The organism is Streptomyces chartreusis NRRL 3882 (genome assembly GCF_900236475.1).
GTDB classification, from domain to species: domain Bacteria; phylum Actinomycetota; class Actinomycetes; order Streptomycetales; family Streptomycetaceae; genus Streptomyces; species Streptomyces chartreusis_D.
Window position 1 is genome coordinate 1,413,112 of record NZ_LT963352.1, and the last position, 21,825, is coordinate 1,434,936.

Here is a 21,825-nt window from a genome sequence, read left to right on the forward strand (position 1 = left end):
GGCAGCGCGCTGACGCCGCATCAGGCAGTCTGGGGTGATGCCGGGTCACGGCGGTGGGGGCGGCTGACAGCGGGTGGGGGTCTGACGGCGGCTCCTACGGCGTCACGGGCGGCCCGCCGTCGTACGCCGCCCGCAGCACCGAGCGGACCCCCTCCGCCGTCACTTCGCGCGGGTTGGCGTAGGGCTCGCCCGCGACCCGGTCCGCCGCGGGTGCCAGATCGCTTTCCCGCAGGCCGAGTTCGGCGAGGGAGCGAGGTGCGCCGAGGCGGGCGGCCAGGTCCCACAGGGCACGCGGCGCGTTGTCGGTGTCGAGGGCGCGGCACAGTACGGTCAGCGCCTGGGGCGCGGCGGGGGCGTTGTGGGCGAGGGCGTGGGGCAGGACCACGGTGTGCGTCTGGGCGTGCGGCAGCCCGTAGGTGCCGCCCAGGACGTGGCACAGCTTGTGGTGCAGCCCCATCGTGGTCGAGCCGAGGCACGAGCCGCACAGCCATGCCGCGTACAGCGCCCGGCTGCGCGCGTCCAGGTTCTGCGGGTCGGCGGCCAGTCGCGGCAGCGCCTCGGCCATGGCCCGCACGCCCTCCTCGGCCATGACCGAGACCAGCGGCGAGGTGTCCGGGGCGTAGAGCGCCTCGACCGCGTGCGCGAGCGCGTTGACGCCGCTGGTCACGGTCAGCGGCACGGGCAGCGAGAGGGTGAGCCGGGGGTCGTAGACGACGCTGCGGGGCTGGACGACCGGGTCACGGCCGGTGCGCTTGGTGCCGTGGTCGGTCAGGCCCCACACGGGCGTCATCTCGGAACCCGAGTAGGTCGAGGGCACGGCGATCAGCGGCAGTCCGGTGCGCAGGGCGATCGCCTTGCCGAGCCCGATCGCGGAGCCGCCGCCGACCGCGACGCAGCCGTCCGCCCCGGCCGCCCGTACCGCCGCGACGGCCCGGTCGGCGTCCTCGACGGGCACGTGCATCCGGGCCTCGGCGTGCACTCCCGCGCACGCGTCGCCGAGCGCGTCCGCGACCGCCCGGGCGACGGCTTCGCCCCTGCTGCCGCAGACCACGAGCAGCCGCCGCAGGCCCAGGCGTGCGGCCTCCCCCGGGGTCGCGGTGACGGCCGCGCCGGGCCGGAAGACGACCCGCACGGGCCGGGTCTCGTACGAGAACTCGCTGCGGAACGTCATGCGGCACGCTCCAGGACGAGGTCGAAGCGGGCGTGCCGGAAGGGGTTGGGCACGCCGAACTCACGGGCCAGGGAGGGGTCGTCGGTCTCCGCGAAGTCCTGGACCAGGCTCTGTTTCACGGCGAACACCGCGTCGGAGTCGAGGTAGTCGCCGCCGGCCACGAAGATGTGCGTGGTGAGGGGCGTGTGTCCCTCGGCCGTGGCGATGAAGTGGATGTGCGCGGGACGGTAGGGGTGCCGCCCGGTCGCGCGCAGCAGGCCGCCGACCGGGCCGTCGGTGGGGATCGGGTACGCCGCCGGGACGCAGGTGCGGAACCAGAAGCGGCCCTCGGTGTCGGCGGTGAACAGGCCGCGTCCGTTGCCCGCGGGCTGGACGCCGGGCTGCTGGACGTCGTAGAAGCCCTTGTCGTCGGCCTGCCAGACGTCGACGACGGCGCCGGGCAGCGGGGTGCCGTCCTCGGACCGTACCCGGCCGCTGACGACGCACGGTGCGCCGCCGCCGACCAGGTCGATGTCGTCGCCGAGTTCCCGGACCGGGGACTCGGTCATGTGGAACGGGCCGAGCACGGTCGATTCGGTGGCCCCCGGGGCGCGATGGCCGTGGACGGTCTCCACCAGCATGGACAGCCCGAGCACGTCCGACAGCAGGATGAACTCCTGCCGGGTGTCGGTACAGGCCTGCCCGGTCGCCGTCAGAAAGGCGATCGCCCGCTCCCACTCCTCCTGGGTCAGCCGGGTCTCGCGCGCGAAGTCGTGCAGATGGCGGACGAGGCCGGTGAGCAGCTCGCGCAGCCGCGGGTCGGCGGTCCCCCGGAGGCTGGCGAGGGCCTGCTCGGTGACGTCGGCCCCGGTCGCTTCGGTGGTCATCCCGGCTCCTCGCTGTCGACGTCCGCTGCTTCCCTTGCTTCCATGATTGCTCGTTCAGGCGCGTCCGAGGATGCTCCGCAACGCGTCCGTGAGCAGTTCGCCGGCGTCCGGTGCGGCGGACGCGTGCCGGAAGGCGACGAAGCCGTCGGGGCGCACGAGCAGGGCACCCGCGTCGGAGATCTCGCTCAGGCGCGACCAGTCTCCGTACGGGTCCTCGTACTCCTGCCCGGGACCGATCACCACGGTGGCGATCTCCACTTCCTGCGCCCCGGCCGCCCGCACCCAGTCCTCTCCCCCGATGCCGGTGAGCAGGGTGAAGCGGCCCCGGCCGACCGTGTCGAGGGTGGACAGCGTGCGGGAGCCGGAGGTGATCCAGGCGTGCGGGAGCCGGGCGCCGGGGCGGGAGGACGGCTGGTGGTGCAGCTCGGGGTCGCGGGCGAAGCCGGGGTCGGGCGTGCCGTCCGGGACGATCGCGCCGGAGCGGTAGCGCTGGTTGAGGTCGACGCCGTGCGCGTTGAACTCGTACGCCTTGAAGGCGATCGCCTCGCGCAGCTCGGCGCGTTGTTTCCCGGCGGCCTCGGTGGTGTCCTTGCGGGCGGCGATGTTGGCCCACAGCTGCTCGGGGGTCTGCGGGGAGAGTCCGTCGAGGGCCTCGAAGATCGGGGCGGTCTCGCGGATGGACTGGTTGGCGCGGGTGACGATCTGCCGGCCGATGGGCGCGCGTTCGGCGGTGTAGCTGTCGAGCAGCCTGGGGTGGGCGGTGCCGTCGAGGACGAGTTTGAGCTTCCAGGCCAGGTTGTAGGCGTCCTGGATGGAGGTGTTGGAGCCGAGGCCGTTGGACGGGGGATGCCGGTGCACGGCGTCGCCGGCGCAGAAGACGCGGCCGTTGGCGTAGCTCTCCGCGTACATCTCGTTGACGGTCCAGGCTGAGGACGACTTGACCGTCACGGGGATGTCGTCGTCGCCGACGAGCTTGCGCACGACGGACTCGGCGTACTCCGTGGTCAGGTCGGGGGCGCCCGCGGCGACGTCGTAGCCCCACACGATCAGCCACTCGGTCCAGGGACGGACACAGCGCACCAGGCCCGCGCCGATGCCGCCGACGGTCGCGCCGGGCGCGAGGACCCAGTACAGCGTGGACGGGCGATGGGCGGTGTACCGCGTCAGGTCCGCCTCGAAGACGATGTTGATGCTGCCGGCCACGCCCATCTGGCCGCCCATCGGCAGTCCGGCGTCGGTGGCGACCTTGGACCGTCCGCCGTCGGCACCGATCAGGTACTGGGCACGGATCTCGTACGTGTCCCCGCGCAGCCGGTCGCGGACGGTGGCCGTGACGCCGTCGGCGTCCTGGGTGTGCGAGAGGTACTCGGTCTCGAAGCGCAGCCGGGTGCCGCGGGCGACGGCCGCGTTCACGAGGACCGGCTCCATGAGGTGCTGCGGCATGTCGCACATGCGGGTGGGGCTGGCGAGTTCGTGTTCGGCCTGCGCGAGCGGGTCGTTGCCCCAGGAGCGCACCCGGCCCAGTTCCTCGCCCGCGAGGCTGGTGCAGAACGTCGTGTTGCCCATCAGGTGCTGCGGGGTGGCCTGCGCGATGACGTCCTGTTCCACGCCGAGGTCGCGCAGCACCTCCATGGTGCGCTGGTTGGTGATGTGCGCGCGGGGCGTGTCGGCGAGGCTCGCGTAGCGGGTCACCACGATGTTGGGCACGCCGTAGGTGCTCAGGGCGAGCGCGGCCGAGGCACCGGCGGGGCCGCTGCCCACGATCAGGACGTCGGTCTCGACGACGGTGGACACGGGGCGCTCCTGCGGGAATCTCGGGGCGGACAACGAGCGTCCATGATCATGGGGTGGTTGGGCCGGTCGCGGGTGTCTCATTACGAGACACCTGGTGGGTGGCGGGTCCGTGAGGGGCGCCAGGGGACAGCAGTTGTTGCCCGTTCAACCGAACCCGCTACGGTGTTGCATGCCGTGACCACGACCGAGCCTTCCCCCGCAGCCACCGCCCGGCCCTCGCTGCGTCTCGCCCGCGAGCGGTTCCTGTCGGGGTGTCCGCTGCCCGGTGGCGTTCCCGAGGAGGTCGTCGCGGCGTGGCGGCGGGCGCGGTTCTTCGGTGTGCCGCACGACTTGAAGGAGCCGGCCGTCCCTCCCTCCCGACCGGTGGAGTCGGCGCTGCTCGGTGCCGCCCGGCCGGTGCTCGACCGGATCGTCCCGGCCCTGGACACGGACCGGTCCCTCCTCGTCCTGACCGACGAGCGGCTGCGCGTGCTGTGGAGCGCGGGGAGCGTACCCGGGCTCGAACCGTGTCCCGTCCTGTCGGAGCAGGAGGTCGGCAACAACAGCGCGGCTCTCGCCCTGCGCACCCGGCGCCGGGCCGAGGTGCACGGGCCCGAGCACTTCCTCGACCGGTGGCAGGACGTGTCCGCCGTGAGCGTTCCGGTGCTCGCCCCGGAGGGCGGCCGGGTCGTCGGCACGCTGACCGTCGCGTCGCTCACGTCGCGGCTGGGCGCCTCGGGTTCGCCGCATCCTCATGCGGCACTCGCCGAGGCCGCCGCCGCGGCGGTCGAGACGGAGCTGCGTGCGCGGGCGGGGCGGGCTGAGCGGGTGTTGCTGGACGCGTATCTGCGGGCGGCGGGGGGATCGGGCCGGGGGGCCGTGGGATCGGGCAGGGGCGCGGAGCAAACGGGCCGGGGGGCCGTGGGATCGGGCAGGGGCGCGGAGCAAACGGGCCGGGGGGCCGTGGGATCGGGCAGGGGCGCGGAGCAAACGGGCCGGGGCGCGGAGCAATCGGACCGGGGCGCGGAGCAAACGGGCCGGGCTGTGGGCGGACCAGACCCAGCCGCGGCGGACCTGGCCGCGGGCGACCGGGCCGTGAGCGACCAGGCCGTGAGCGACCAGGCCGTGGCAGACCGGGCCCTGGGTGACCGAGCCGCGGCGGACCGGGCCGCAGGCGACCGGACCGTAGCGGAACGAGCCGCGGGCGACCGGGCCGAGGGCAACCGAGCCGCGGCGGACCTGGACGTGAGCGACCAGGCCGTGAGCGACCGGGCCCTGGGTGACCGAGCCGCGGCGGACCGGACCGCGGGTGACCGGACCGTAGCGGAACGAGCCGCGGCGGACCTGGCCGCGGGCGACCGGGCCGTGAGCGGCCAGGCTGTAGCAGACCGGGCCCTGGGTGACCGAGCCGCGGCGGACCAGGCTGTGGCAGACCGGGCCCTGGGTGACCGAGCCGCGGTGGACCGGGCCGTGGCAGACCGGGCCCCGGGTGACCGGGCCGTGGCCGACCGGACCGTAGCGGAACGAGCCGCGGGCGACCGGGTCGTGGCGGACCGAGTCCTGGGTGACCAGGTCGCGGCGGACCTGGCCGCGGGTGACCGGGCAGTAGCGGAACGAGCCATGGGCGATCGGGCCGTGGTCGCTCTGGACGGTCGTAACCGCCTGATCAGCGACTCCGCGCAGCGGTTGCTGACGCCCGAGCTGCTGGGGGCGCTGGAGCGTACGGCGGTGAGCGCGCGGCAGGCGGATGCCGTGGGTGAGGCCGGTCAGTCCGAGGACACGGGACCGGCCGAGCTGTCCGAGATGCGTGAACTGCCCCAGTCGGCCGAGGCGTCCGCGCTGCACGAGGGCGCTGGATGCGTCGTGCGGATCGATCCCGTACGGCTGGACGGCGCGGTCATCGGGATCGTCGCCGTCCTGGAGCCGCTCGCCGGTCCGGGGCCGTCCGTGCCGGTGCCTGCCCTGCCGCGCCCGTCCTGCTCGCTCACCGGTTCGTCGGTCCCCTGGCGGCACGCCGTCGGCCGTGCCGCCGAACTGGCCCGCTCGCCGGAGCCGTTGCTGCTGACCGGTGAGCGCGGAACGGGCAAGGCCGCTCTGGCTCTGGACCTGCTCGGCAGTGCGGCAGGGACGGCCGTCGAGATCGCCGACGCGGCGCTGGACGCCGGGCTCGAAAGGGCCTTGCCCACCTGGCCGGCCGATCGCCCGCTGCTGCTCCGGCACGCCGAGCGCCTCGCACAGCCCGGCGTGGCCGCGCTCAACTCCCTGCTCGACACGCACCCGGACACCCGGCTGCTGGTCACCTACACGCCCGGCGCGCCGGTGGGCCCCTGCCTCCAGCGTCTGCTGGACAAACTGTCCGCCCGCTCGCTGACCCTGCCCCCGCTGCGGGAACGCACCGAGGACATACGGGAGCTACTGCCGGCCCTGGCACCACGACCGGCCCCCGGACAACCGCCGCTGACCTGGACACTGGACGCCCTGCGCGCGCTCGAACGGTACCCGTGGCCCGGGAACGTCACCGAGCTGGCCCACGTCGTCCGGGCCCTCGCGGAGCACCGCCGGATGTCGGGGCCGGTCCGCCGGGCGGAGCTGCCGGACGCCGTGCGGGAAGGACCGGCCGCGCGGCCGCTCAGCCCGATGGAGCACGCCGAGCGCGCCGCGATCCTGGAGGCACTGCGCCGTCACGGCGGCAACAAGGCGCGCGCGGCGGCCGCGCTGGGAATCGGCCGGGCGACGCTGTACCGCAAGCTGCGGGGCTACCGAGGCTGAGGGCCGCACCGGCACGGCTCCCGCGCGGCCCGGCACTGCCCGGCACCCCTTCACCTCCCCCCTCAGCCTCCCAGTTCCTGCCGCAGCAGGACGCAATTGGCAGCGATCACTCCCCCGGTCACCACCACGGCCGCGGCAGTGGTGAGACGACGGTTCACGCAGCTCCCCATCACCGTGGTCCTGCTCGTCAGCCACACGAGGGGCACGAGGGTGAACGGCAGACCGAGAGACAGGGCGGCCTGGGACCAGAGCAGCGCGGTCGTCGCGTCGATCTGGAAGCCCAGCACCAGCAGGGCCGGTGCCACGGTGCAGAGGCGGCGGACCGTGGCCGGCACCGAGCGGCGGAGGAAACCGGCCATCGCCACCTGCCCCGCGTACGTGCCGACGGAGGACGACGCGAGGCCCGAGACGAGCAGGGCGAAGGCGAAGAGGAGCGCCACATGGCCGCCCAGAGCCTCCCCGAGCCCGGCGTGCACGCCCTCCAGGCCCTCGGGGCCCGTGCCGTCGCGCTCGAAAACACGCGCGGCCACCAGCAGCATCGACGCGTTGACCAGACCGGCCACACCCAGCGCGGCCCAGACGTCGGTGCGAACCCGGCGCAGCATCGGCCGCGCCGCCGCCCGCCCCCCGGGACGCGACAGAGCCTCGTCGACGACGGGCGCGGCTCGACGGTGACGAGACGTCAGGTCGGAGTGCACGTAGACGGCGTGCGGCATGACCGTGGCTCCGATGATCCCGGCGGCGAGCATCGCGCTCTCCCCGTCGGGCGCGGTGAACGTGAGTCCGGGCGCGTACGCCCCGGACTGTACGCCCGTCCACAGGAAGGAAGCCACGATCAGTGCGAGGAGCAGGGCGATCGTGCCCTCGAACGCACGCCGGTGGCGGGTCTCGAGTGCGAGAATCGCGAACGAGAGCACCGCAGTGATGATCCCGCCCGCCAGGAGCGGCAGGCCGAAGAGCAGGTTCAGGGCGATCGCGCCGCCCACGATCTCGGCCAGGTCGGTGGCGATCGCCACCAGCTCCGCCTGCACCCACAGAGGCATGACGACGTACCGAGGACAGTGCTCGCGGCAGAGCTGCGCCAGGTTGCGTCCCGAGGCCAGACCCGCCTTCGCGGACAGGTACTGGACGAGGATCCCCACGAGGTTGGCGGTGAGCAGGACCCACAGCAGGCCGGTTCCGTAGCCCGCGCCGGCGGAGAAGTTCGTCGCGAAGTTCCCCGGGTCGACGTAGGCGACGGCGGCGACGAACCCCGGCCCGATCAGCGCCGCTCCGAGCCTTCCGGGGCGTACGACGACGGGCGGCCGGGCGGAAGTCCCCTCCCTCATGCCGAATGGCGCAGGAGCTCACCGGGCCGGTGGCCCGCCCGTGCCCGCGGCAGTCTCTCCGTGAGTATCGCCTCGTGCAGCCCCCGGAGTTCCGCCGACGGTTCGAGGCCGACCTGGTCCACCATCACCGAGTGCAGGTCCCGGTAGACCTCCAGGGCCCGGGTGCGGTACCCCGAGTTGACGAGGGCGCGGATGTAGTTGGAGTTGAAGCCCTCGTGGAGGGGGTAGCGCGTCACCAGCGTGGACAGCTCTCCCAGCACCTTCCGGTCCCTGCCGAGTGCCAGTTCGGCCTCGATCTTCGCCTCGATCAGCGACAACCGTGCCTGCTCCAGGCCATGAATCTCGGCCTGGATGTACTGGCCGGCCTGCACGTCCATCAATGCCTGTCCGTGCCACAGGGACAGCGCGCTCTCCGCGGACCGCACGGCCCCCTCGTAGTCCTTCCTGTCCATCTCCTTGTGCGCCCGTCGTTCGAAATCCCGGAATTCTGTTACATCGAGATCCACCTGCGAGGCCGCGAGAATGTATCCGCCCGATCGATGCACCAGGTATTCTTTTGCCACCGTCCTGGCTGACACCCCGATCGATTCCGCCAGGAATCTACGAAGGTGCAGGATGTAAGTCTGCAGCGTTGTCATCGCACTCTTGGGCGGATTCTCCGTCCAGAGCTCGTCGATGATCTGGCCGGTAGACGTGACGTGGGGGAGATTGAGAAGCAGCAGCGCCAGAAGCTGTTTCTCCTTGTTGGACGACGGCGACGATTCCCGCTTGCTCGTGCTCACCGCCAGTGGCCCGAGAAGCCGAGCGAACAAGCTGCCCACCTACCTTGGTGAATGGCCACGCCGGCCGACGCCGGGTGACCGCGGTCCATGGCCCCGACCACGCTAGGTTTCGGACGTAAGATCTTTGCGCACGCCCCCACACACGAACGTAAGATCTTTGCGCACGTTCGCGAATATGACCGCTTATCGACGCATTGACGATCACCATGTTCGAAATTTCGCACGGCGCAAGAGAATGCGTGGTGTAGCGTGACCGCATTCCCCCGACGATTCGCTGCCGTGGAGGTGTGATCACGCAATGCGCGTTACGCTGACGACACTCGGAGCACGCGGCGACACTCAGCCGTTCGTGACGTTGGGACATGAATTGAGATCCCGTGGTCACGACGTTCGCATCGCCGCCCCGGCAGTGTATTCCGATGTCGTACACGAGGCCGGACTCGAATTGATACCGCTGCCCGGAGATCCTGGGGAATTCCTGCCCGGAAGGGCGTGGAAGTCCCTCGACGAGGACCGGCTCGCCGCCCGGGTGGGACGCACCACCTCCGCCGTCCGCCTGTCCCGTGCCCTGAGCGTGCTCCCCCAGCACACCCTGGAGGACCGCCGGGAGCTCGTCGAGCTCCTCGGCTCCGCGTGCAAGGGCGCCGACCTCGTCGTCAACTCCGTGCTCACCCGCCCGTACCACCTGCTCGTCGAGGACCCCACGCCCTGGGCCGCCGTATGCCTGATCCCCCAGTCGAGCACCGGTGCGTTCCCCGCCTTCGGCGCTCCCCCGCTTCCGCTCGGTTCCCCGTACAACCGGCTCACCCACCTGGCGCGCCGGCAGTGGGAGTGGCACTGCGCGCGCGGGCCCGTGAACAGGGTCCGGCGAGGCAGCGGGCACCGCCCGCTCGGCCTGCGGTCGCCGCTGCGGGCGATGGGCGAGAAGAACCCGATCCTGTATCCCTTCAGCCCCAGCCTCGTACCGCCGCCCGCCGACTGGCCGGCCAACTGCCACATGACCGGGTTCTGGTACTGGGACCGCACGACCTGGGAGCCCTCGGCCGACCTCCGCGCCTTCGTCGAGGAAGGGTCGCCGCCGGTGGTCTTCACCATGGGAAGCCTCTGGCCGCTGCACCGGAGGTACGGGATTTTCGCGATGGCGTGGGAAGCGGTGCGCAAGGCCGGCCGACGCATGGTCTTCGTCGGCGCCGACGACGGGGAGGAGTTGCCCCCCGGCGTCTTCCAGGTCACAGAGGCGGACCACCGCTGGCTCTTCCCCCGGGCCTCCTGCGTGATCCATCACGGCGGTCTGGGGACCATGTCGCAGGCCCTGCGCGCGGGCGTCCCGCAGATGTCCGTCCCAGCGCTGGTCGACCAGCCCTACTTCGCCGAGCGCCTGACGGAGTTGGGCGTGGCGTCGGCCCCGGTCCCCCTGGCCGGGCTCTCGGCCCCGAAGTTCGCGGCGTCCGTCGACGAGTGCCTGCGCAATCCGGATCTCGTGCGCCGGGCGGCCCAAGTGGCCCGCAGCGTACGGCAGGAGCCTGGTGTGACTCGGGCGGCGGAGGCCCTGGAGAGCTGGGTCGGCGCGGGCTGCCCCGGTATGTGACCGTCCCAGGGCCGGGGACGGCGGCGATCGCGAGGAGCGGCCCCGGGGAACGCAGTTCCCCGGGGCCCCTCGTCATCGCGTTCGGACTACGAACCGCCGTCCACGTGGACGTTCTCGCCGCAGATGTTGCCGTTGGCCGCGGAGGCGAGGTAGGCGATGCAGCGCGCCACCTCCTGCGGGGTGCTGAAGCGCCCCGACGCGATGCGCGACTGGAGGACCTCCAGTCTCTCCTTGGTCAGCACCCTCTCCAGTTGTTCGTTGAGGATGCCGCCCGGCGTCACCACGTTGGTCAGGACGCCCCGCCGCCCGTACTCCACGCCCAGACTCCTGGCGACGCCGAGCAGGGCCGCCTTGGTCGCACCGGCCGCCGTCTCGAACGGCGCGTCACCGGCCCACCCTCGTTCACAGCCCAGCGAGGACACCAGTACGACCCGTCCCCAGCCCGCCGACGCCATGAGGGGGATGACACGCTGAACGGTGAAAAGGGTCGACTCCAGATCGGTACGGACGCGCCGCCGGACGTCGTCCCTCGGCAGCGTGTCGAAAGGCGTCGTGGCCAAGGGCGCCGGCGGGGACATGGCGTTGGCCACCAGGATGTCCACCGAGCCCCAGGCCGACACGACGGCGTCGACGCACTCGTCGATCACGTCGGGCGACTCCAGGTCGTAGGCCACCGCCATGGCCCGCCCGCCCGCGCGTTCGATGTCGTGCACGAGGTTCTTCGCCGCAGCCTCGTTCGAACGGTAGGTGACGGCCACGCGGGCGCCCTCGGCGGCCAGCGTCCGGCAGGTGTGCGAACCGACACCGATGCCCGAACCGCCCGTGACCAGTGCCACCTTGTCCTTGATTCCGAGATCCATGCTTCCACCTTTCGGCTGTCGTTCGGCCTTTCGGCTGTCGCTCAGCGGACCACCGCGCCGCCGCTCACGTGCACGTCCTGTCCGTTCACGACCTGGTTGGCGGCCGAGCCGAGGACGACCACCATGGTGGCGACGTCGGCCGCCTCGACGAGGCGGCCCTGAGGGGACAGCGCGACGAACTCGTCCCGGTAGTCGGGGAACCACGGCTTGGTCACGTTGGTCTCGGTGCGGGTCAGACCGAGCACGACCACGTTGCACAGGATGTCGGCGTCACCCGCCGAGAACGCCAGTGACCGGTTGAACCCGTGCAGCGCGGCCTTGGCGGCGCCGTAGAACTCGAATCCCTTCTTGCCCTGGGAGACCAGGCTGCTGGACACCTGGACGATGCGTCCCCACCCCGTCTCCCGCATCTGCCCGAGCGCGGCCGACGAGAACTCGACAGCGGTCTCGACGTTCAGACGCAGCACCTCGCGCCAGGGCACGGCGTCGAGTTCCCCGATGTCGAGCGCCGGCGCCGCCGGCTGGAACAGGGCGTTGTTCACCAGCACCTGGACCGGCCCGGCCCACCGGTTCACCGACCGTACGACGTCGTGGACACCACCGTTCTCACCCATGCGGTGGGGCACCGCGAGGACGCGTCCGTCCCCCTCGCGTTCGAGATCCTCGGCGGTCTGCCGGTCGGAGTGGTAGGTGAAGGCCACCTTGGCGCCCTCGGCGGCGAACGCCCGTACGAGTTCGCGTCCGACGCCTCCGCTGCCGCCGGTGACCAGGACCGTCCGGTCCCGCAACGCCAGGTCCACGCTCACGCCCCGCCCGCCATGGCCAGCCGCCGGTAGTGATCGCGGGCGTTGCCGTGCAGCACCTGCTGCCGGTCCTCCTCGCCGAGCGTGCCGAGCAGGTGCCGGGCGGCGCTTTCGTACCGGTGCGGGAAATCGCTGCTGTACATCAGGACGCGCGGGGCCTCGCACAGGGCCGCTGCCTCCCGGAGCGCCTCGTCGTCCGGCGGCAGGTGAGCCGGCTCCAGGGTGAACCTGACGCGGTCACGGACGAGATACGAGGGTTCGCGGTCCAGCCACGGCACCTCCCGCCACAGGCTCTTCCAGTCCTTGTCCAGCCGCCACAGCAGCGGGGCCAGCCACGAGAAGCCGCATTCGGCGACCGTCAGGCGCAGCCCGTCGACGCGGGCCAGAACACCACTGGAGACGAGGCTCACGAGCTGGTTCTGCGCGGCGCGGTGCTGGTCGACGACCATGTCCTCCACGAAGCTGCCGTGGTATCCGGTCGGTGAGGCGCTCAGGCCGGTGCGGCCGCCGGAGTGCAGACAGACCACGAGGCCGGCCTCGGCTGCCGCCTCCAGGACAGGCCGGAACGACGGTTCCCCGTAGCGGAACTCGTTGCGCACCGGCAGGAGGATCCGCACGAAGCGAGGGTTTTCCGCGACGCGTTGGATCTCGGTCACGGCCTCCTCGACATCCAGCGTCGGTATCACGGCGCTGCCGAAGAGCCGCGGATCCTCGTCGAGCAGGACATCGGCCGTCCAGGAGTTGACCGCCCGGGCCCCGACCGCTTCGAACTGCGCGCTCCTGCTGAAGTCGAAGAGCACCGTACAGGTGAGGACGGCAGCCGCCACCGGGCCGTGCTCGTCCTGGTCCAGCGCTGCGAGCTCCGCGGCCCGGGCCGGAGTGCGGGCATCGCCCTGCGGAGCCTCGTCGGGGGGCGGGTAGTCGCCGCGCTGCCGGGCGGTCAGCCGCACCCCGCCTTCCTCGGCGTACCGCTGCCAGTACTGCGGCAGATAGGCCGCGAGCTCCGCGAAGTCCGAGGGTGCGACGTGCACGTCCGTGTCGATGAGCCCGTTGGTGGTCACGCCGCCACCTCCGCGGGGATGCGGTACAGCGACTCCGCGTTGGTGCGCAGCACCGCCTCACGGAGTTCCTTGGGCAGGTCCTTCAGGGCGTGGTCCGGGGCGTCGAAGTCCCAGTGCGGGTAGTCGGAGGCGAACAGCAACCGGTCCTCGATGTCCGCCTGCCGGATCGCCCGGGGCAGATCGCGCGCCCGGGGAGGCTCCTCGATGGGCTGGGTCGTCAGCCAGAAGTGTTCCCGGAAGTACTCCGAGGGCAGTTTGCGCAGGCCGGGCAGGTCGCTGTGCCAGGTGCGGTACAGCGCGTCCATGGACCATTGCAGCGGGCCGGCCCAGGCGATCCCGCCCTCCACCAGTACGACGCGGAGTTCGGGGAACCGCTCGAAGGTGCCGCCGAGGACGAGGCTCATGACCACCGACTGCATCTCCCCGCTGAACTCGCAGTGCTCTTCGAGGTAGTAGCTCGGTGGTCCGGTGAGCCGGTAGCTCGGCACGCCTCCGCTGTGCACCCCCAGAGGCAGCCCCGTCTCACAGGCGGCCTCAAGGACGGGCCAGTACTTCGGAGAGCCCATGGGGAGTTCGGTGTTGGCGGGGGCGAGCACCTGCTGGAACCTGGGGTCGGCCGCCCGGCGCCGTATCTCCTCGGCCGCCATGACCGGCGTCTCGAACGGGACGGACACGGAGCCGATGAAACGGCCGTCCTTCTCGAGGAACCGGTCCGTGAGCCAGTCGTTGAGGCCCCGGCACAGGGCATCGGAGAATTCGGCATGCTCGGCGCCGAAGCTGTGGGCGTGCAGAGGAATCAGCACGGCGGCGGCGAGGTCATAGAGATCGAGGAGTTGCTCCTTCATCAGATCGACGTCGTTCCCGGGAAAGGTGTCGGGCCAGGCGTCCCTTCGGTAACCGCCGTTGCGCATACGGGGATAGACACTTCCCGGCACCGGGGGCCTGATCCCGTACTTCTCGAACTTGGTCCGCCACACGGGTGGCAGATACGCACTCACCTCCCCGGGCATGACGAAGGGGTGGACATCGGCGTCCACTGCTTTGGTGAACTGTTTCCTCGACAGGGAAACCACTTCCTTCCCGGGGAATGTGCCGAACGACGTAGGGGACGGAATCACCGTGGCGGCCGGTCCGGCCGGCGGGAGGTGTCGACCACGACGTACCGGTCCTGGACGCGCACCTCGTAGGAATCCGCGACGAACGGTCCCGGGGACCGGCCCGGGGCCGGGGAGCCGGCCGGCTCCGCCGTGACGCTGACGTGGTAGCCGCGGGCCGGGGGATGGTCCGCCCCGAAGTAGGACTGTCCCGTCCGGATGTCGTACTCCCAGCCGTGCCAGGGGCACGCGACGAACCACGTCTCCTCGTCGACGTCGACCCGGCGGCCGTCCTGGGCCGACAGGTTGGGCAGTACCTTGCCCGCGCAGAGGGGAGCGCCCTGGTGCGGACAGTAGTTGCGCAGCGCGTAGTACTCATCGTTGATGCGGAACACGCCGACCGTTCTGTTCCCGATCTGGACGATCTTGGCGCGGCGTTCCTCGAATTCGGTGACCGTGCCCACGACGTACTGCATGCCGGGTGCGTTCCCTTCTCATGTCGCTGACTGCGGTCAGGGTGGCTCCCGGTACTCGCGAAATCCTCGACCATCGCTCAGCCGCGGGCGCGAGCCGATTTCGAGGCCCGCTCGAGCAAACCGGCAGACGATCGAGGAACAGCATCTACAGCTCAGGAGGCCGGCTGTGACACGAGTGGTGGTTACCGGGCTCGGTGTTCGCGCCCCAGGCGGGTCGGGGGTGAAGGAATTCTGGAGTCTGCTCAGTGAAGGACGCACCGCGACTCGGGGGATCACCTTTTTCGATTCTTCCCCCTTTCGTTCGCGCGTCGCCGGTGAGGTGGATTTCGACGGTGCCGCCGAGGGGCTGACCCCGCAGGAACTCAGGCGAATGGACCGGGCCACCCAGTTCGCGGTGGTGTGCGCACGGGAGGCTCTGGCCGACAGCGGTCTGCCCCTCGAGGCGCACGCCCCCGAACGACGCGGTGTCGTGCTGGGCAGCGCGGTCGCCGCCGCGACCAGCCTGGAGAACGAGTACCTGGTGCTGTCCGACTCCGGCCGCGACTGGCTGGTGGACCCGGCGCACCTGTCCCCCTACATGGGCGACTACCTGTCCCCGGGCGTCGCGCCCGCGGAGGTGGCCTGGACGGCCGGGGCGGAAGGGCCCGTGATCATGGTGTCGGACGGCTGCACGTCGGGGCTCGACGCCGTCGGCTACGGGGTCCAGCTCATCCAGGAGGGCAGTGCCGACGTGGTCGTCGCGGGAGCCACGGACACACCGATCACCCCCATCGTCGTGGCGTGCTTCGACGCCATCAAGGCGACGACCCCGCGCAACGACGAGCCCGCCCTGGCCTCGCGCCCCTTCGACGCCACCCGGAACGGCTTCGTCCTGGCGGAGGGCGCCGCGATGTTCGTCCTGGAGAGCCACGCCTCGGCGAGGGCACGGGGCGCCCATGTCTATGCCGAGATCGGCGGCTACGCCACGCGGTGCAACGCCTACCACATGACGGGGCTGAAGAAGGACGGCCGGGAAATGGCGGAGGCGATCAGGGTGGCGCTCGATCAGGCACGTCTGAACCCCACCGACATCGACTACGTCAACGCCCACGGTTCCGGCACCAAGCAGAACGACCGGCACGAGACCGCGGCCTTCAAGACCAGCCTGGGCCGGCACGCGTACGACGTGCCCGTCAGTTCCATCAAGTCGATGATCGGGCACTCGCTCGGCGCGATCGGCTCCCTCGAGATCGCCGCTTCGCTGCTGGCCATCGAGAACGACACCGTCCCGCCGACGGCGAACCTGCACCACCCCGACCCGGAATGCGATCTCGACTACGTGCCGCTCACCGCCCGGGAACAGCCCACGAACGCGGTGCTGACGGTGGGCAGCGGGTTCGGGGGCTTCCAGAGCGCGATGGTCCTGCACCGTCCGGAGGTGACGGCCGTATGAGCACCGCACGCACCGTCGTCACCGGGGTCGGCGTCGTGGCTCCCAACGGAGTGGGCGCCCGGGCCTACTGGGACGGGTTGCTGGCCGGCAAGAACGGCATATCCGAACTGACCCGCTTCGAGGCCTCGAGCTACCGGGCCCGCCTCGCCGGGCAGATCGACGACTTTCTGGCCACGGACCACATTCCCTCCCGGCTGATGCCCCAGACGGACGTCTCCACCCGCTACGCACTCACCGCGGCCGAGGAGGCCCTCAAGGACGCCGGCGTCGGGCCCGAGTGCGGCCTGGCGGACTACGACATGGGAGTCGTCACCTCCACCGCCCAGGGCGGATTCGACTTCACCCACCGTGAGTTCCGCAAGTTATGGAGCCGCGGACCTGAGTTCGTGAGTGTCTATGAGTCGTTCGCCTGGTTCTACGCCGTCAACACGGGCCAGATCTCCATCCGGCACGGGACCCGCGGCCCTTCGGCGGCGCTGGTGGCCGAGCAGGCGGGCGGCCTCGACGCGATCGGGCACGCACGTCGGACGGTGAACGCCGGTACCCCGCTGGTGCTGTGCGGCGGGGTCGACTCGGCGCTGGATCCATGGGGCTGGCTGTCCCAGCTCGCCGACCAGCGGGTGACCACCGCCACAGATCCCGAGCGCGCCTACCTCCCGTTCGACACCGAAGCCGCCGGTCATGTGCCCGGCGAGGGCGGTGCCATGCTGGTCGTCGAGGACGCGGAGTCCGCCGCGCGCCGCGGTGCCCCCCAGGTGTACGGGCAGATCGCGGGCTACGCGGCCACGTTCGACCCGGCGCCGGGAACGGGCCGTCCGCCGGCCCTGGCCAGGGCGGCCCGGCTGGCTCTGGAGCAGGCGGCACTCGACCGTTCCGACGTCGACGTCGTGTTCGCCGACGGTGCCGCGCGTCCCGACGCGGACCGAAGCGAGGCGGAGGCGATCCGTGAACTGTTCGGTCCGCACGGCGTTCCCGTCACCGTACCCAAGGCGCTCCTGGGCCGGATGTGCGCGGGCGGCGGCCCGGCCGACCTGGTCGCGGCCGTCCTGGCCCTGCGCGACGGCGTGGTTCCGGCGACCGCGCACACCTCCCAGGTGCCCGCCGCCTACGAACTCGACCTGGTGACCGGTGAGCCACGCGACATCCGCCCCCGCTCGGCCCTCGTCCTGGCCCGCGGCCGGCACGGCTTCAACACCGCGGTCGTCCTGACCGCCGGCGAGGACCGCTGACAAACCTCACGCAGACCCCTGAAGCGACACATCAATGGAGGAGCATCGTCATGGCTGAACTCACCCTCGACTCGTTGCGCCGGATCCTGGTGACATGCGCCGGCGAGAGCGACACGGACGGCATGGGGGACGAGACGCTGGACCTCAGCTTCCAGGACCTCGGCTACGACTCGCTGGCCCTGATGGAGGCGGCCGCGGTGATCGAGCGCGAGTACGGGGTCGCCCTGTCCGACGAGGTGGTGGCGACGGTTCCCACCCCCCGCGCGCTCCTCGACCTGGTCAACGAGTCCTCACAGAACGCCGCCTGACACCGACCGGTCCGCCAAGGAGGGCACCAGGATGAACGGCACCACACTGCATCGCACCGAGCACTCCCTGACCATCGCGGCTCCCGCCGACGAGCTGTACGCCGTGGTCGCGGACGTCACCCGATGGCCCGCCGTGTTCGAGCCGACCGTGGCCGTGCGCCACCTGGAACGGGTGGGGCGCACCGAGCGCTTCCAGATCTGGGCGGAGGTCAACGGCCGGGTGGTCACCTGGCGCTCCACCCGCGTCCTCGACGGTGACCGCCGAGTGATCATCTTCCATCAGGAGCACAGCGCTCCGCCGTTCGCGCGCATGTCGGGGGCCTGGTTCTTCCGCGCATCCGCCGACGGGAGCACGGAGGTGGTGCTGCGCCACCGGTTCGCCGTGGCCGACCCGGGCGCTCTGGCGGACGCCGAGCGGGCCCTGGAGGCCAACAGCACACGGGAGCTGAACGCCTTGGCGGGGGTGGTCGCATCCGGTCACCCGGTGGACGAGGTGACGTTCTCGTTCACCGACACGATGGTCCTCGAACGCCCGGTGGAGGAGACGTACGCCTTCGTCGAGCACGCCGAGCGATGGGAGCGGACTCTTCCGCACGTCACCCGTGTCGTCCTGGAGGAGCCGGCCCCTGGTGTGCAGCACCTGGAGATGGACACAGCGGTGGACGGCACGTCGCACACCACGCGGTCGGTGCGCATCTGCCGGCAGCCGGGGTGGATCGCCTACAAGCAGCGGGTCACTCCGCCGCTGCTGGCCGGGCACAGCGGGGAGTGGATCTTCGAGTCGCACCCCGAAGGAACCCTGGCGGTGGCGCGCCACACCGTGACCCTCCGCCCGGAGGCGATCCCGCGGCTGCTGGGTCCCGGTGCCTCGGTGGCCGACGCGCGCGCCCATGTGCGGGAGGCGCTGGGCCGCAACAGCCGGGCCACGCTGGGACATGCCGCGGCCGTGACGGCCGAGGCCAGGGCCTGAGGGTCGAAGGGCGACGGCCGCATGGCAACCGACTCGGACACCTTCCGCGCGTTCTTCGGCTCCGTCCCGACAGCCGTGGCGGTGGTGACCGCCGCGGCTCCCGGAGCAGGTCCGCAGGGATTCACCTGCAACTCCTTCACCGCCGTCTCGGCCGATCCGCCGCTGCTTCTGGTGTGCGCGGACCACCGCTCCCGCACGCTGCCCACGGTGCTCTCGGCCGAGGCGTTCGTCGTCCACCTGCTCGCCGAGAGCGGAGCGGACCTGGGGCGCCGCTTCGCGGGCAGCCTCGACGACAAGTTCACCGGCCTGCGCTGGCACCCGTCCTCGGCGGTCGGTGACGCTCCGGTCATCAAGGACGACGCGATCCTCGCCTGGGCGGAGTGTGCCCTGGCCGACGTGGTGCGCATGGGCGACCACAGCCTCCTGGTGGGCCGGATGGAGACCGCCGTGGTGCGACCGCGCCACCCCGTGCTCTACCAGCGGGGTGTGTTCAGCCCTTGGCTCGTCGCCTGCGAGGCGGTGCCTCAGGCGTGACAGGCCGGCAGCTTTCCGTGGAAGGCGACCATGTCGGCGAAGAGGGCGTTCATGTCCATCGGGCTGCCCGGTTCGGCCCCCTGCGCCTCGGCGCGGGCACGGTGCAGGTTGGGAACGAGGCGCTCGGAGTCCAGCCAGTCACCGAACCGGCCGAGGTCGGCCGACCGGGCGATGGCGAGGGGGTGCAGGCCGGCCGCGGCGCCCTCGGCGGCCAGCGACCGCAGGAGCCGGAGGTACTCGGCGGTGTCGTCCAGTACCTCCGGTCCACTGACCGGGCCGTGGCCGGGGACGATCACCCTGGCTTCCAGGCCGCGCAACGCGTCGAGTGCCGCCAGGCATCCGGACACCGACCCCATCGGCACGAACGGCGTCACGCCCGCCATGACGATGTCCCCGGTGAACAGCACCCGGCTGTCCGGGAGCCATACGACCACGTCGCCGCTGGTGTGGGCCGGCCCCAAGTGCAGCAGTTCCACGCGCCGCTCTGCGAGATGGAGTGTCAGGCGGTCCGGGAACACGATCCGCGGCGGGACCAGCTGCACGTCGCCCCAGTCGACGTCCGGCCACAGGCCGGTCAGGTGCAGCCGGGCCGCCAGCATCTCGTCGCGCGCTCGTTCATGGCCGATGACAGCGGCCTCCGGAAAGACGAAGTTACCGAAGGTGTGGTCCCCGTGGGAATGAGTGTTGACGATCGTGGTGGGGGCTGCCCCTGTCACGGAAGCCACCGCCTCACGCAGCCGCCGGGCGCGGGCCTCGGTCGCCGCGGTGTCGACGAGCATCGCCTGCCCGTCGGCGACGACCAGCCCCGCATTGTTCACGCACCAGCCCCCGTCGGGCTGGAGATAGGCGAAGACGCCGTCGGCGACCTGCTCGAGCCGGACCGCACGCAGGTTTCCTTCCTGCCTCATGTCGACCTCCTCAGACGAGTCCTGCAGCTCACGCATCATCAGCTGAGCGGCTATAGAGGCGGTTGAGTCGTGGACGGCTCAGGCGGTCGTGCGGTCGTGGGGCCCGTGCCGGTGGGTGTCCCGGGGCGCTGCGGCGCTCCCTGCTTCCCGGGCCCGTGACACGAGGAACGCGGCCAGCGTGGCCGGGGCCAGGAAGCCCGCCATCAGCCCGGCCATGGGCAGTGCGCTGTCGTCACCGAAGAGCCCCGCCAGGGGGGAGGCCACGGCGCCGAACGTGAACTGCACGCTGCCCAGCAGAGCGGAGGTCGCGCCGGGTGCGTCCCTGCCCCGGCTCTGGGCGACCGTCGTGACCGCCGGGAAGAAGACGCCGAACGCCGCGATCGACACGAAGAGGCAGATCCACGTCAGGGCGAGGCTGCCCATTCCGGCGGCTTCGGCGGCGACGAGGAGCGCGGCGGGAGTGAGGGTGAGCACCATGGACCCGCGCAGCAACTCCTCGGCGCTGCGGCGCCGCACGAGCCGGCCGTAGGAGATGCTGGCCGCCATGTTCCCGATCGCGTTCGCCCCGTACACCAGGCTGGTGAGGCCGGCCGACAGGTGGTAGACGTCCTGGAAGACGAAGCTCGTGCTGCCGATGTACACGAAGATCGCCGCTCCGCCGAAGCCCAGGCTCAGGACCGGCGCCAGTACCGAACGCCGTGCGCAGACACGCCTCATGGACCGGACGGTCCCGCTCACTCCCCCGGACACGCGGGCGGTCGCGGGCAGGGATTCCGGCACCCACAGTGCCAGGCACAGCGTCAGGGCGAGGCCAACGAGAGCCAGCAGCACGAAGAGCCATCGCCAGGACCCGACGGAGAGCACGGCTCCGCCGAGCAGGGGAGCCACGATGGGCGCCACGGCGGTCACCGCGGAGAGCGCCGCGAACGCTCCCCCGATCCGGTCGTCGTCGAAGAGGTCGGCCACCACCGCCCGGGCCACCACGATGCCGGCGGCCCCGGTCAGCCCCTGCCCCAAGCGGGCGGCGTTGAGAATCTCCAGGGTCGGCGCGAGCCCGCACAGGAGCGAGAAGCCGGCGAAGGCGGCGGACCCCCCGATCAGGACCGGCCGCCGCCCGAGGGAATCGCTGAGGGGGCCCCATAACAGCTGTCCGACGATGATGCCGATGAGGAAACCGGTCAGCGAGATCTGGGCCCCGGCCGTGTCGGTGTGCAGTGAGCGCGCCATCTGCGGCAGTCCGGGGACGTACATGTCGGTGGCCAGCGGGCTGACGGCGCTGACCCCTGCCAGGGTGAGCATGACCCGTCGGCGGGCCGGTGGTCCCTGCGTGCGGCGGCCGGTGGGCGACACCCCGGGGGAGTCGCGGCTCGTCTTCCTCATGACGCGGTTCCGTGTCCTTCCTCGTCGGCACCACCGGGGTGGGCGGTTGTCAGGGGGGCGGTCTCGGCCAGCCTCACCATCAGGCCGGCGGCCAGTTCGAGCACGCCGCGCTCGGTCGGGGTCAGGGTCGCCAGTGCCGAGGCGAGCCAGCGGTTGCCCTCCTGAACGTGCCCGTCGAGCGCTTGGACACCGAGGTCCGTGATGGCGATGTCCTGGCTGCGGCGGTCCTTGCGGTTGGTCGTCCGGACGATGCGGCCCCGTTCCTCCAGCTCGTTCAGGACGCGGGTCAGGGACTGCGGCTGGAGCCCTTCGACGGCGGCCAGCGCGGTGGGGGTCAGCGGACCGTCATGGCGCAGGTTGGCCAGCACGGAGGCGGCCATGCGGGTGAGCGCCTGGCCGCGTCCGGGGTGCTGTGCGCGCAGGCGCGTCGCCAGTCGTGACACGCCGAGCCGTAGCGTCTCGGCCGTACGAAGTTCGTCTCCAGCTTCCACAT

20 protein-coding genes are annotated in these 21,825 nt (G+C 71.6%); 7 read left to right on the forward strand and 13 right to left on the reverse strand.

The genetic code is table 11. The annotated features are described in order from the left end of the window. Nucleotides 1-94: 94 nt before the first annotated feature. The 3 genes from SCNRRL3882_RS06380 to SCNRRL3882_RS06390 are packed head-to-tail and all read right to left on the reverse strand — an operon-like array spanning nt 95 to nt 3,831. Nucleotides 95-1,171 (reverse strand): maleylacetate reductase, encoded by a 1,077-nt coding sequence (locus SCNRRL3882_RS06380; RefSeq protein ID WP_010043156.1) that lies wholly within the window; start codon nt 1,169-1,171, stop codon nt 95-97. Next, on the reverse strand, nt 1,168-2,037 hold the full coding sequence (locus tag SCNRRL3882_RS06385; protein ID WP_010043158.1) for an intradiol ring-cleavage dioxygenase: 870 nt from the start codon (nt 2,035-2,037) through the stop codon (nt 1,168-1,170). Before SCNRRL3882_RS06385 ends, SCNRRL3882_RS06380 begins: the two co-directional genes overlap by 4 nt. Nucleotides 2,038-2,091: 54 nt before the next feature. Further along, nucleotides 2,092-3,831, reverse strand: coding sequence for an FAD-dependent monooxygenase (locus tag SCNRRL3882_RS06390; RefSeq protein WP_010043159.1), 1,740 nt, complete (start codon nt 3,829-3,831; stop codon nt 2,092-2,094). 174 nt (nt 3,832-4,005) lie between these two features. On the opposite strand from SCNRRL3882_RS06390, the gene SCNRRL3882_RS42380 reads away from it, so the two are divergent. Further along, nucleotides 4,006-6,579: a helix-turn-helix domain-containing protein gene (locus tag SCNRRL3882_RS42380; protein ID WP_331852810.1), complete on the forward strand. Its 2,574-nt coding sequence runs from the start codon at nt 4,006-4,008 to the stop codon at nt 6,577-6,579. Nucleotides 6,580-6,641: 62 nt separating this feature from the next. On the opposite strand, the gene SCNRRL3882_RS06405 is transcribed toward SCNRRL3882_RS42380, so the two are convergent. Together SCNRRL3882_RS06405 and SCNRRL3882_RS06410 are read right to left on the reverse strand one after the other, a co-directional pair. Continuing rightward, nucleotides 6,642-7,907 carry an Nramp family divalent metal transporter gene (locus SCNRRL3882_RS06405; protein ID WP_010034319.1) on the reverse strand — a complete coding sequence of 422 codons (1,266 nt, stop codon included), beginning with the start codon at nt 7,905-7,907 and terminating at the stop codon, nt 6,642-6,644. Next, nucleotides 7,904-8,689 (reverse strand): AfsR/SARP family transcriptional regulator, encoded by a 786-nt coding sequence (locus tag SCNRRL3882_RS06410; protein WP_158688382.1) that lies wholly within the window; start codon nt 8,687-8,689, stop codon nt 7,904-7,906. The genes SCNRRL3882_RS06405 and SCNRRL3882_RS06410 overlap by 4 nt, the downstream gene beginning before the upstream one ends. 298 nt (nt 8,690-8,987) lie before the next feature. On the opposite strand from SCNRRL3882_RS06410, the gene SCNRRL3882_RS06415 reads away from it, so the two are divergent. Then, nucleotides 8,988-10,277, forward strand: coding sequence for a glycosyltransferase (locus SCNRRL3882_RS06415; protein WP_029180775.1), 1,290 nt, complete (start codon nt 8,988-8,990; stop codon nt 10,275-10,277). A gap of 86 nt (nt 10,278-10,363) precedes the next feature. On the opposite strand, the gene SCNRRL3882_RS06420 is transcribed toward SCNRRL3882_RS06415, so the two are convergent. The 5 genes from SCNRRL3882_RS06420 to SCNRRL3882_RS06440 form a co-directional block, all read right to left on the reverse strand. After that, on the reverse strand, nt 10,364-11,137 hold the full coding sequence (locus SCNRRL3882_RS06420; protein WP_010034330.1) for an SDR family NAD(P)-dependent oxidoreductase: 774 nt from the start codon (nt 11,135-11,137) through the stop codon (nt 10,364-10,366). A 41-nt stretch (nt 11,138-11,178) separates the two neighbouring features. Further along, nucleotides 11,179-11,943 (reverse strand): SDR family NAD(P)-dependent oxidoreductase, encoded by a 765-nt coding sequence (locus tag SCNRRL3882_RS06425; protein ID WP_010034333.1) that lies wholly within the window; start codon nt 11,941-11,943, stop codon nt 11,179-11,181. Continuing rightward, the gene (locus SCNRRL3882_RS06430) at nt 11,940-13,001 is read right to left on the reverse strand and encodes an amidohydrolase family protein (protein WP_010034335.1); all 1,062 of its coding nucleotides are present in this window, start codon (nt 12,999-13,001) and stop codon (nt 11,940-11,942) included. The genes SCNRRL3882_RS06425 and SCNRRL3882_RS06430 overlap by 4 nt, the downstream gene beginning before the upstream one ends. Then, nucleotides 12,998-14,038, reverse strand: coding sequence for an amidohydrolase family protein (locus SCNRRL3882_RS06435; protein ID WP_010034338.1), 1,041 nt, complete (start codon nt 14,036-14,038; stop codon nt 12,998-13,000). The genes SCNRRL3882_RS06430 and SCNRRL3882_RS06435 overlap by 4 nt, the downstream gene beginning before the upstream one ends. A gap of 77 nt (nt 14,039-14,115) precedes the next feature. Next, nucleotides 14,116-14,571: a Rieske (2Fe-2S) protein gene (locus SCNRRL3882_RS06440; protein WP_010034342.1), complete on the reverse strand. Its 456-nt coding sequence runs from the start codon at nt 14,569-14,571 to the stop codon at nt 14,116-14,118. A gap of 130 nt (nt 14,572-14,701) precedes the next feature. Here SCNRRL3882_RS06440 and SCNRRL3882_RS06445 point away from each other — a divergent pair, with 130 nt between their 5' ends. From SCNRRL3882_RS06445 to SCNRRL3882_RS06465, 5 genes are read left to right on the forward strand one after another with little or no spacing between them, the layout of a single operon-like run. After that, nucleotides 14,702-16,003 carry a beta-ketoacyl-[acyl-carrier-protein] synthase family protein gene (locus SCNRRL3882_RS06445; RefSeq protein ID WP_324604437.1) on the forward strand — a complete coding sequence of 434 codons (1,302 nt, stop codon included), beginning with the start codon at nt 14,702-14,704 and terminating at the stop codon, nt 16,001-16,003. Beyond that, nucleotides 16,000-17,232 (forward strand): ketosynthase chain-length factor, encoded by a 1,233-nt coding sequence (locus SCNRRL3882_RS06450; RefSeq protein ID WP_010034349.1) that lies wholly within the window; start codon nt 16,000-16,002, stop codon nt 17,230-17,232. Before SCNRRL3882_RS06445 ends, SCNRRL3882_RS06450 begins: the two co-directional genes overlap by 4 nt. Before the next feature lie 50 nt (nt 17,233-17,282). Further along, entirely contained in the window at nt 17,283-17,540 is a 258-nt protein-coding gene (locus SCNRRL3882_RS06455) for an acyl carrier protein (RefSeq protein ID WP_010034351.1), read from the forward strand. A 31-nt stretch (nt 17,541-17,571) separates the two neighbouring features. Beyond that, entirely contained in the window at nt 17,572-18,510 is a 939-nt protein-coding gene (locus SCNRRL3882_RS06460; protein WP_010034353.1) for an aromatase/cyclase, read from the forward strand. Between the two features lie 21 nt (nt 18,511-18,531). Beyond that, a complete protein-coding gene (locus tag SCNRRL3882_RS06465; protein ID WP_010034356.1) occupies nt 18,532-19,044 on the forward strand; it encodes a flavin reductase family protein in 513 nt (170 codons plus the stop codon). Here SCNRRL3882_RS06465 and SCNRRL3882_RS06470 read toward each other — a convergent pair. From SCNRRL3882_RS06470 to SCNRRL3882_RS06480, 3 genes are all read right to left on the reverse strand, one after another. Further along, on the reverse strand, nt 19,035-19,952 hold the full coding sequence (locus SCNRRL3882_RS06470) for an MBL fold metallo-hydrolase (RefSeq protein ID WP_029180779.1): 918 nt from the start codon (nt 19,950-19,952) through the stop codon (nt 19,035-19,037). The two genes, SCNRRL3882_RS06465 and SCNRRL3882_RS06470, sit on opposite strands and share 10 nt — an antisense overlap. A gap of 78 nt (nt 19,953-20,030) precedes the next feature. Then, the gene (locus SCNRRL3882_RS06475; protein WP_010034363.1) at nt 20,031-21,332 is read right to left on the reverse strand and encodes a multidrug effflux MFS transporter; all 1,302 of its coding nucleotides are present in this window, start codon (nt 21,330-21,332) and stop codon (nt 20,031-20,033) included. After that, nucleotides 21,329-21,823 carry a MarR family winged helix-turn-helix transcriptional regulator gene (locus tag SCNRRL3882_RS06480; RefSeq protein WP_231911102.1) on the reverse strand — a complete coding sequence of 165 codons (495 nt, stop codon included), beginning with the start codon at nt 21,821-21,823 and terminating at the stop codon, nt 21,329-21,331. The genes SCNRRL3882_RS06475 and SCNRRL3882_RS06480 overlap by 4 nt, the downstream gene beginning before the upstream one ends. Nucleotides 21,824-21,825 lie beyond the last annotated feature (2 nt).